This is a genomic window from Pedococcus sp. P2_E5 (genome assembly GCF_056403895.1).
Window position 1 is genome coordinate 1 of record NZ_JBFUEP010000071.1, and the last position, 9,730, is coordinate 9,730.

General features: G+C 71.8%; 12 protein-coding genes. 2 read left to right on the forward strand and 10 right to left on the reverse strand.

Annotated elements, in window-relative coordinates; translation table 11 throughout:
- Positions 1-70 precede the first annotated feature (70 nt).
- Entirely contained in the window at positions 71-295 is a 225-nt protein-coding gene (locus tag AC1DVZ_RS18360; protein ID WP_477619638.1) for a hypothetical protein, read from the reverse strand.
- A 57-nt stretch (positions 296-352) separates the two neighbouring features.
- Positions 353-1,426: a LacI family DNA-binding transcriptional regulator gene (locus tag AC1DVZ_RS18365; RefSeq protein WP_477619639.1), complete on the reverse strand. Its 1,074-nt coding sequence runs from the start codon at positions 1,424-1,426 to the stop codon at positions 353-355.
- A 130-nt stretch (positions 1,427-1,556) separates the two neighbouring features.
- Between AC1DVZ_RS18365 and AC1DVZ_RS18370 the strand changes: the two genes are divergently transcribed.
- Together AC1DVZ_RS18370 and AC1DVZ_RS18375 are read left to right on the forward strand one after the other, a co-directional pair.
- Complete coding sequence (locus tag AC1DVZ_RS18370; RefSeq protein ID WP_477619640.1) at positions 1,557-2,315, forward strand: ABC transporter permease; 759 nt, start codon at positions 1,557-1,559, stop codon at positions 2,313-2,315.
- 46 nt (positions 2,316-2,361) lie between these two features.
- The gene (locus AC1DVZ_RS18375; RefSeq protein WP_477619641.1) at positions 2,362-3,174 is read left to right on the forward strand and encodes a ceramidase domain-containing protein; all 813 of its coding nucleotides are present in this window, start codon (positions 2,362-2,364) and stop codon (positions 3,172-3,174) included.
- Here AC1DVZ_RS18375 and trmD read toward each other — a convergent pair.
- From trmD to AC1DVZ_RS18415, 8 genes are all read right to left on the reverse strand, one after another.
- Complete coding sequence (gene trmD / locus AC1DVZ_RS18380) at positions 3,146-4,396, reverse strand: tRNA (guanosine(37)-N1)-methyltransferase TrmD (protein ID WP_477619642.1); 1,251 nt, start codon at positions 4,394-4,396, stop codon at positions 3,146-3,148. The genes AC1DVZ_RS18375 and trmD overlap by 29 nt on opposite strands.
- Positions 4,397-4,411: 15 nt before the next feature.
- Positions 4,412-4,954, reverse strand: coding sequence for a ribosome maturation factor RimM (gene rimM, locus AC1DVZ_RS18385; RefSeq protein ID WP_477619643.1), 543 nt, complete (start codon positions 4,952-4,954; stop codon positions 4,412-4,414).
- A gap of 131 nt (positions 4,955-5,085) precedes the next feature.
- Entirely contained in the window at positions 5,086-5,328 is a 243-nt protein-coding gene (locus tag AC1DVZ_RS18390) for an RNA-binding protein (protein ID WP_140741550.1), read from the reverse strand.
- Between the two features lie 2 nt (positions 5,329-5,330).
- Positions 5,331-5,990 carry a 30S ribosomal protein S16 gene (gene rpsP, locus AC1DVZ_RS18395; protein WP_477619644.1) on the reverse strand — a complete coding sequence of 220 codons (660 nt, stop codon included), beginning with the start codon at positions 5,988-5,990 and terminating at the stop codon, positions 5,331-5,333.
- 234 nt (positions 5,991-6,224) lie between these two features.
- Positions 6,225-7,796: an SDR family NAD(P)-dependent oxidoreductase gene (locus AC1DVZ_RS18400; RefSeq protein ID WP_477619645.1), complete on the reverse strand. Its 1,572-nt coding sequence runs from the start codon at positions 7,794-7,796 to the stop codon at positions 6,225-6,227.
- Positions 7,796-8,260 carry an RrF2 family transcriptional regulator gene (locus tag AC1DVZ_RS18405; RefSeq protein ID WP_477619646.1) on the reverse strand — a complete coding sequence of 155 codons (465 nt, stop codon included), beginning with the start codon at positions 8,258-8,260 and terminating at the stop codon, positions 7,796-7,798. The genes AC1DVZ_RS18400 and AC1DVZ_RS18405 overlap by 1 nt, the downstream gene beginning before the upstream one ends.
- A 116-nt stretch (positions 8,261-8,376) precedes the next feature.
- Complete coding sequence (locus AC1DVZ_RS18410; protein WP_477619647.1) at positions 8,377-9,387, reverse strand: sulfate/molybdate ABC transporter ATP-binding protein; 1,011 nt, start codon at positions 9,385-9,387, stop codon at positions 8,377-8,379.
- On the reverse strand, positions 9,384-9,730 hold a 347-nt coding region (locus AC1DVZ_RS18415; protein WP_477619648.1), incomplete at its 5' end, for an ABC transporter permease subunit. The genes AC1DVZ_RS18410 and AC1DVZ_RS18415, both read right to left, overlap by 4 nt.

The window sequence follows — 9,730 nt, forward strand, 5'->3', positions numbered from 1 at the left end:
GGGTATGCCGCGTGGCTGGGCCACGCGGCATACCCACCGGCTGGTTCGGTGTCCGCAGGCGGACAGGTGGTCAGGCGCTGGCGTGCGCCGGACGGCAGGCCGGGTCGATCCGGTCGGCCCAGCGACGCTGGACCGACGCCGTGCTGCGCAACGTGGTCGCGAACGAGCGGCGCACGGTCCCGCGAGTCGGACGGGGGCTGAGGCCGTCCTCGACGACGGGGGCGTCCGGGCGGGCCGACCGGGCCAGGGCGGCGCCTGCGTTGCTGTTGATGGTGAGGGCGATGTAGTCGCTCATGTCCTTCTCCCTTCGGGGGTGCGGTGGTGGTGCTATCGGTGGACGCTGACGGGTCCGTCAGCGCGTCTGTGGCGTCGTGGCCGGTCCGGTGCTGGACCGCACGACGAGTTCGGTGGGGAGCACGATGCGGCGCTCCGTGTAGTCGGGGTCGAGAAGCATGCGGCCCAGGAGGCGGCCCTTCTCGGCGATGGGCTGCCGAATCGTGGTCAACCCGGCGGCAGCTGCGGCCGGCACGTCGTCGAAGCCGGTGAGGGAGATGTCGCGCCCCACCCGCAGACCTCGCGCCTCGATCGCCTCGAGGGCACCCAGCGCCAACACGTCACTGACACACGCGATGGCCGTGGGTCGGTCCCGTCGGTCGAGCAGGTAGGCCGCGGAGGCCACCCCCGCCTCGTGCGAGTTGTGCCCGACAGCGGTCACCGCGGACACGTGGGCCTGGGGACCGAGCGCGTCGCGCACGCCCACCAGGCGCTGGCGGCTGTCGGCGTAGAGCTCGTCCTCGTCCGACGGGTCCACGGCGGTCGCCCCGCCCGTGTCCATGCGGCTGTCGACGATGACGCCGACATCGCGGTGTCCGAGCGCGCGAAGGTGCTCGCCCACGGAGGTCGCGGCGTTGTGCTCGTCGATGAGGACGTAGCCCTGGCGGTCGTCCTCGAGGTCGACGGTCGAGACGAGGGGCAGACCCCGCGCGAGGGCGACCTGCCGCGCCGGGTGGTCGGCGTCGACGCAGTAGGCGACGACCCCGTCGACCACGGCCTGGCGCATCGTGTCGGCCGCGTACGCGAGGTCATCGGGGTTGCCCGCGTCCAGCGCCGGCAGCGGGATGAGCAGGAGGCTGGTCCGGTGCGCCTCCGCCACCTCGGAGAGGCCGGCAAGCATGCCCACCGCGTAGGGGTCGGAGAACGCGTAGCTCAGCTTCTCGGTGAACAGCAGGCCGATCGCTCCCGCGCGCTGGGACCGCAGGCTGCGGGCGGCCGGGTTGGGACCGGCATACCCGAGCGCCTTGGCGGTCTCGAGCACGCGCTGGCGCACCTCGGCGGAAAGCTGGTCGGGCTTGTTGTAGGCGTTCGAGACGGTGGAGATGGAGACGCCGGCGGCTTCGGCGACGGACTTGAGGGTGACGTTGCCCATCGGGCGACCTCCTTCTGCATCGATCTACTAGAACGTTCGAGTAGAACGATACAGAAGGGTTGCAGGGAGGTCAACCACCAATTCCGGAGGACCGGCAGGCGCGCTGGACCACACCACTAGCGTGGCCGGTGTGAGCATCGACCCCGGGTGGCCCGTCGCCATCGCCCTGGCGCTCCTGCTGGCCATCGCGCTGGGGGCACACCGCATGGCGGGGTACGACCTCGAGCGCCCGGTGCTGGTCGCGGCGGTACGGGCCATCGCCCAGCTCGGGGTCGCGGCCCTGCTCATCGCCGCCGTCGTCGACAACCTGCCGCTGTCGGTCGCCCTGATCGGGGTCATGTTCGCGATGGGCGTGCTCACGACCTCGCGGCGGGTCGAGGCGCCGCGTGCCTGGCGGTGGGCGGCGCTCGCCATGGCCGCCGGCGTCCTGCCCGTGGTCGCAGTGGTCCTCGGCACGGGAACCATCCCACCCGAGGGCATCGCGCTCATCCCTGTCGTCGGCATCATCGTCGGCAACGCCATGACAGCACACACCCTCGTCGGCCGTCGCGCCTTCGCGGCCCTGCGCGAGGAGCACAGCCAGTACGAAGCGTGCCTGTCCCTCGGGCTGCTCCCGCGCCAGGCGGTCCTCGAGATCGTCCACCGCCGCGCGCCCGAGGCGCTGCTGCCGGGGCTCGACCAGGTCAAGACGACGGGTGTCGTGACGCTGCCCGGTGCCTTCATCGGCGTGATGCTCGGTGGCGGCACTCCCGTGCAGGCCGCGACCGCCCAGGTGCTGGTGCTGTTCGGGATCATGGCCGCCCAGACGGTGACCGTCCTGGTCGCGGAGCGCCTCGTCGCCAGCCGGCTGCTCGTCCCGGCCGACCTCGCCACCGCCCTCGTGGACTGAGCCAACGGGCCTCCCCGACGGGCCGTGCGGCGGCATACTCACGGGCATGCCACCGGACGAGCCGCGGGACCTGCGGCCGTTCGCGCTGGCCTCCACGGTGGCGGTCGTCTCGGTCGCTCTGCTCGGGCTCGCCACGGTCAACGGCTGGCTCGGCCCCAACGTCGGCCGCGGCGACCGGTTCTGCGAGGCCGCGCGCGACGCGGTCGTGCTGCAGCCCGCCAACACGCTCAGCAACGTCGGGTTCGTCGTCGCCGGTCTCGCCATCGCCCGGCGGGCCGGGCAGGCCCGCACCACGATCGTGGCCAACCCACGCCCCGCGGCGGCCTTCGGCGTGGTCGTCGTGCTCCTCGGGCCGGCCAGTGCGGCGATGCACGCCACCCAGAGCGCCCTCGGCGGCCACCTCGACCTGCTGAGCATGTACCTCGTCGCGGCGTTCGCCTCGTCCTACGCCGTGACCCGCTGCCTGCACCGCGGTGACGGCTTCTTCGCGGGCCTGTTCGTGGCCGTGGTGCTCGTCTGCGAGCTCGTCGAGCGCATCCCGGGGCACGTGCCCGTCGTCGACATCGCCGCCAACCTCGCGTTCGGGGTGTTCCTGCTGGTGGCCCTCGCCGGCGAGGCGGTCCTGTGGCGCCGGGGCACCACGGCCAGGGACATCCGCTGGGGTTTCGCGTCGGCCGGCGCACTGGCCCTGGCCTTCGGGATCTGGAACCTCGCCAAGGACGGCACGCCCTTCTGCCACCCCGACTCGCTCCTGCAGGGGCACGCAGCCTGGCACCTGCTGTGCGCGGTGGCGGCCTACGCCGTGTACCGCCTCTACGCCAGCGAGCGGGTCACGGGGCGGGTCGCCGGCGCGGCTTGACCAGGTCGACGGTGCCCGGGAAGGCGCCCTCGCCCGGCTGCACGCGGTAGCCCGCCTTGCGATAGATCCGCAGGTTGCGATCGCTGCGGGTCCCGGTGTTGAGCCAGTATGCCGCCGTGCCGGCAGGCGCCTGCGCCTCGGCGAACGCGAGCAGGGCGCGCCCGAGTCCGCGACCCTGCAGGTCGGGTGCCACCATCAGCCGGCCCACCTGCCACCGGGTGCTTTCCGTCGGTGCGCAACGACCCCGGACCGACCCGACCAGGCGTCCGCCGGCGCGAACGGTCCACGTCTGCCACTCGGCGATGCCGGCCACGACCTCGGGCAGGGTCTCGACGAGCGGCGGGATCGTGAGCGAGTCGTTGGCCTGCGCCTCGCTGAGCCAGCAGGCGCGGCCCAGCGTCATGAGCTCGGGGGCATCTGCCGCCGTGGCGACTGCGACCTCCAGCCCGTCGAGCCCCTCGAGCCCGTCGGCCCCGGACGGCCGGGCATTCCCCAGCACCGCCTGGGAGACGTGCAGCAGGTCGGGGCGGCGGGCCGCCGTGCGGTCGAGCCGCTGCTGGTGACGCCACGCGGCGATGGCGCGGTGGTCACCGGACAGGAGGACCGGAGGCACCTCGCGGGTGACGCCCGGAGCCGACTCCCAGGAGGCGGGCTTGGTGTAGACGGGGTACTCGAGCAGACCGTCCTCGTGGGACTCCTCGACGAGCGACTCGGCGTTGCCGATGACGCCCGGCAGCAGGCGTGCGACGGCCTCGACCATGGCCAGCACCGCCACCTCTCCCCCGTTGAGCACGTAGTCGCCGAGCGAGATCACCGACACCTCGAGGCCGAGGTCCTGCGCGGCGTACTCGTAGACGCGTTCGTCGATGCCCTCGTAGCGGCCGCAGGCGAAGGCCAGCCACGGCTCCCCGGCGAGCTCGCGCGCCAGGGCCTGCGTGAACGGCACACCTCCCGGCCCGGGGACGACCACGCGCGGGCGCGCGCCGTCATCGGCTGAAGCGACCACGTGGTCCAGCGCCTCGGCCCAGGGCTGCGGCTTCATGACCATGCCCGCGCCGCCGCCGTAGGGCGTGTCGTCGACGCTGCGGTGCCGGTCGTGGGCGAACTCACGCAGGTCGTGCACCCTCAGGTCGAGCAGGCCGTCGCGACGTGCCTTGCCGATGAGCGAGAGGTCGAGCGGCGCGAGGTACTCCGGAAAGATGGAGACGACATCGATGATCACCAGTTCACGCTGCCGTCACTCGGCGTTGAGCTCGAGCAGTCCGGGCGGGGCATCCACGACGACGCGGCCGCCCTCGACGTCCACCTCGGGCACGATGGCCTCGACGAACGGGACCAGGGCCTCCGCGCCACCGGTCAGTCGCAGCACCAGCTGGTCCTGGACGGCACCGGTGCGAAGCCCGCTGACCTCACCCAGGACGGTGCCGTGGGGGTCGACAGCCGCAAGACCCACGAGCTCGTCCTCGTACCACGCGTCGTCCTCGTCCTCCGCCACGGCCGCCTCGGCGTCGATGAACAGCCGCGTGCCGCGCAGCGACTCGGCTCCCGTGCGGTCCGGGATCTCCTCGAAGCCGAGCAGCCAGGTCTGCTGGTGCAGCCGGGCCGAGCGCAGGGTCAGCGACTTCGGCACCCCGGAGCCCGCGACTGCCTCGGTCTCGTAGGCAACGCCGGGGACGTACCTGGCCTCGGGGTCGTCGGTGTGGGTCTGGACCGTCACCTCACCGTGCAGGCCGTGCGGCTTGCCGATGCGCGCGACGAGGAGTCTGGAGTCGGCAGGCATGGGTTGATCCTCTCAGGGGTTGGGGGGCTGGCACGACGCTGAGCCATCGAACAGAAGGGCCGGCCGGAAGCACGAAGGGCCACCGGGAAGCCCGGTGGCCCTTCGTGACTGCGTCGGCTGTCGGCGGAGCCTCAGCGCACGCGGTCGGTGTCGACGATGTCGACGCGGACGTTCTGGCCGCCTGCCAGCGCACCCATGACGGTGCGCAGGGCGCTTGCGGTGCGACCGGAGCGACCGATCACGCGACCGAGGTCTTCGGGGTGGACCCGGACCTCGAGCACCTCACCACGGCGGAGCTCCTTGCGTCGCACGGCCACCTCGTCCTTGTGGTCGACGATGCCCTTGACGAGGTGCTCGAGCGCCTCTTCCAGCACGGTCAGGCCTTGTCCGCGGCGTCGGCGTCGGCGGCCACGGGGGCCTCCTCGGTCTCAGCCTTCGCGTCGTCAGCCTTGGGAGCCTCGTCAGCAGCCTTGGGCTCCTCGACGGCGACCTCTGCGGTCTCGGCCGGGGCCTCGACCTTGGCCTCGTCCTTGGCCTCGTCGGCCTTGGCGGGCTTGTCAGCCTTGGCGGGCTTGTCCTCGACCTTGTCCTCGGTCTTGTCCTCGACCTTGGCGGTCTCGGCAGGGGCCTCGTCAGCCTTCTTGGCGGCCTTCTTCTTCGGGGTGGTGGCCCCGTCGGCGCCGGCCTCGGACTTGCCCGCCGCGGCGATGGCCGCGTCGTACAGCTCCTTCTTGGACGGCTTGGCAGCCTTGACGCGGAGGGTGCCCTCGGTGCCGGGCTCGCCCTTGTACTTCTGCCAGTCACCGGTGATCTTGAGCAGAGCGGCGACGGCCTCGGTCGGCTGCGCGCCCTGGCCCAGCCAGTACTGCGCCCGGTCCGAGCTGATGTCGATGACCGAGGGCTCCTCGGTGGGGTGGTACTTGCCGATCTCCTCGATGGCCCGGCCATCGCGCTTGGCGCGCGAGTCCATGACGACGACGCGGTAGAACGGAGCATGGATCTTGCCCATGCGCTTCAGACGAATCTTGACGGCCACGGTGGTGGTGTCTCCTGTTTCTGGTTGTGAGCACGGCGAGACCGCGACGGAATCACGCGGGGTACCGGAACTCGGTGTAGGCGTTCCAGCCAGGAGGCTCCGGTGCGAGACCGAGCCCGTGCCTGGACGGGTACAGCCGACCATTCTGCCAGACCCTCGCAGTGCTCCCGACCACGGTGAGCCCCGTCCACCCACCCGAGGCGGCCACGCGACATACCCTCATCGACCCGGAGCTCACCAGGGGCTGGGTTCGAAGTCCTTGACGAAGCAGCCGTAGACGTCCTCGCCGGCTTCGCCCCGGACGATCGGGTCGTAGACCCGGGCGGCCCCGTCGACGAGGTCCAGCGGGGCGTGCCAGCCCTCGGCGGCGATGCGCAGCTTCTCGTGGTGCGGGCGCTCGTCGGTGATCCAGCCGGTGTCGACGGCGGTCATGAGGATCCGGTCGGTCTCGAACATCTCCCCCGCGCTGGTGCGGGTCAGCATGTTCAACGCCGCCTTCGCCATGTTGGTGTGCGGGTGACCCGCGCCCTTGTAGCGGCGGGAGAACTGGCCCTCCATGGCCGACACGTTCACGACGTAGGCGCGCCGCGCACCTGCGGCCACCGCCGCCCGCATCGACGGCCGGAGCCGCGAGACGAGGATGAAGGGAGCCGTCGCGTTGCACAGCTGCACCTCGAGCAGCTCGAGCGGGTCGACCTCCTCGACCTTCTGCGTCCAGGAGTTGTTGACCTGCGTGTCCGGGAGCAGTCCCCCGGCGTCGACCGCCGTCCCGGCGAGGTGCGCCTCGAGACTGGCATGGCCGGCGGACAGCGCCATGGACGTCATCGACGCGGCCGAGCGCTGGGCGAGCGCCTGCGCCGCCTCGCGCTCGGACTCGCCCTCGTGGTGAGCGACCTTGTGCTCGCGCAACGTGCCCAGGAGGTTGGCGGGGTGGGCCTCGCTGATCCGGTCGAAGGTGACCAGCTCGGGCAGGGCGATGTCTCCCGGGAGCGGGACCGACTCGCCCTCGACGAGGTGGGAGTAGGCGCCCGGGGTGCGGCGCACCGTCTGGGCGGCGTTGTTGATGAGGATGTCGAGGGGGCCGGCGGCGGCGACCTCGTCGGCGAGGGCCACGACCTGGGTGGGGTCGCGCAGGTCGATGCCGACGACCTTGAGCCGGTGGATCCAGGCGTGCGAATCCTCTTGCGCTGCAAAGCGTCTCGCCGCATCGTGCGGGAACCGTGTGGTGATCGTCAGGTGGGCGCCGTCGCGCAGCAGCAGGAGCGCGATGTACATCCCGATCTTCGCGCGCCCGCCGGTGAGCAGGGCGCGCTTGCCCGTCAGGTCGGTGCGCTGCTCTCGCTTGGTGTGGCTCAGTGCGGCGCAGTCCGGGCAGAGCCAGTGGTAGAAGGCGTCGACGAGGGTGTACTCCGCCTTGCAGATGTAGCAGTTGCGCGGGTTGATGAGCTCGCCGGCGTGGGCGCCTCGCGCGGTCGAGACGAGCGGGATCCCCTTGGTCTCGTCGTCGATCCGCATCGGTGAGCCCGTGGCGGTCTTGGCGATGATCGCCTCGTCGTGGTCGACCTCTGGCTGCTTGGCCTCGCGGCGACGGGCCTTGCGGACCCGCTTGTACATCCGACCGGTCGCCCGCTTGACGGTCTGGATGTCGGGGTGGTCGCCGTCGATCTCGGCCAGCTCCTCCAGCACCCGCAGTGCGGTCGCGAGGTCGTCCGGATCGATTCCCGGCCCGACGTCACGCGACGGGTCGGCGAGCGATTGGTGCGCTGCGTGCTTCCCGGCGGCGCGGTCGGCCTGGTCGTGCGTCATCAGCGGCTGCGCCAGGCCTCGGGGTCGGCGGCGAGCGCCGCCACCCGCTCGGGCAGCGTGCCGGAGAGAACCGCCGCCAGGCTCGTCTCGTCGAGCACCGAGCGCAGGCTCGCCCGCAGGGCCACCCAGACGGTGGGCAGGTGCTCGGCAACGCCCTCGTATGCCGTCTCGTGCGGCCGCAGGCCCCTCACCTCCGCGAGTGGCCCGTCCACGGCACGGAACACGTCACCGAGCGAGATGTCCCGCGGCTCGCGGGAGAGGGAGTAGCCGCCGCGAGCACCCCTGGTGCTCTTGACCAGGTCAGCGGTCTTGAGGTCGGCGACGATGGCCTCGAGGAACTTGCGCGGCAGCGTCTGCCGGTAGGACAGCGTCTCGACGCTGACCGGACCGGCTGACATGGTCGCCGCCTCGGCGAGGATGAGCATGGCTCGGACCGCGTACTCAGTGCGTGCCGAGATGTCCACCCGCGCATTGTGTCGCACGCCACGCCACCGGAGGCACCGGGACCCCGCGCGACGGCGTGGGGCCGTGCACGGCATACCCGGGCGCACGGCATACCAAGGCAGCGGGGCGGCGGCGCTCAGATGGCGAGGGCCGGCTCGACCTCCGCCGCGTCGGGCCGCGTGGTCGCCCGGGCAAAGACGGTCTCGCCCTCCACGAGGCGCAGGGCGTCGGCCTCGGCGCGCGTGACCTGCGCCGCGAACCGCACGCCAGCATCGGTGCGCAGGTCGACCCGCACCTCGAAACCAAGGCGCACGACGCGTTCGACGACCGCCTCGACCACGCCGGGCGAGCCGCCCACTCGGGCGTCCTGGGCGTGTGCGCGCTCCCGGCTCCGGTCGAGGGCGATGTCGTGGGGGCGCACCAGCTGTCCCCCGAGCCGGGCGACCGACCCGAGGAAGGACATGACGAAGTCGTTGGCAGGGCGGTCGTAGAGCGTCACGGGGTCRCCCACCTGCTCGATCCGGCCCTTGTTGAGCACCGCGATCCGGTCGGCGACGTCGAGAGCCTCCTCCTGGTCGTGCGTGACCAGGACGGTGGTCACGTGGACCTCGTCGTGCAGCCTGCGCAGCCACTGGCGCAGGTCGGCGCGCACCTTGGCGTCGAGGGCACCGAAGGGTTCGTCGAGCAGGAGCACCTCCGGGTCGACCGCGAGGGCCCGGGCGAGCGCCATCCGCTGGCGCTGCCCACCCGACAGCTGCGCGGGGTAGCGGTGCTGGAACCCGTCGAGCCCGACGATCTCGAGCAGGTCGTCGACCTTGCGCGCGATCTCGGCCTTCGGCCGCTTGCGGATGGTCAGGCCGAAGGCGACGTTGTCGCGGACCGTCATGTGCTTGAACGCGGCGTAGTGCTGGAACACGAACCCGATGCCGCGCTTCTGCGGGGACACCCCGGTCACGTCCCGCCCGCCGATGACGATGCGTCCGCCGTCGAGCTGCTCCAGCCCTGCGATCGAGCGCAGCAGCGTCGACTTGCCGGACCCGCTCGGCCCCAGCAGGGCGGTGAGCGAGCCCGCCGGGATGTCCAGGGTCACGTCGTCGAGGGCGGCGAAGTCGCCGTAGTGCTTGCGGGCGTCGATGACGGTGATCATGTGGTTCTCCTCTTGCGGTCGAGCGCGGTCATGCCGAGCAGCGTCAGCACGGCCAGGCCCATGAGCAGGGTGGCCGCGGCATAGGCGCCGTAGGTGTTGTGGTCGTCGATGTAGCGGGAGTGGACGAGCAGGGTGAGCGTCTGGGAGACACCGGGGAAGCCGGAGCTGACCATGATCACGGCGCCGAACTCACCCAGCGCCCGGGCGATCGTGAGCACGACGCCGTAGGTGAGACCCCAGCGGATCGCCGGCAGGGTGATCCGCCAGAACGTCTGCCACGAGCTGGCCCCGAGGGTGGACGCGGCCTGCTCCTGCTCGGTGCCGATCTCGTGGAGCACCGGCT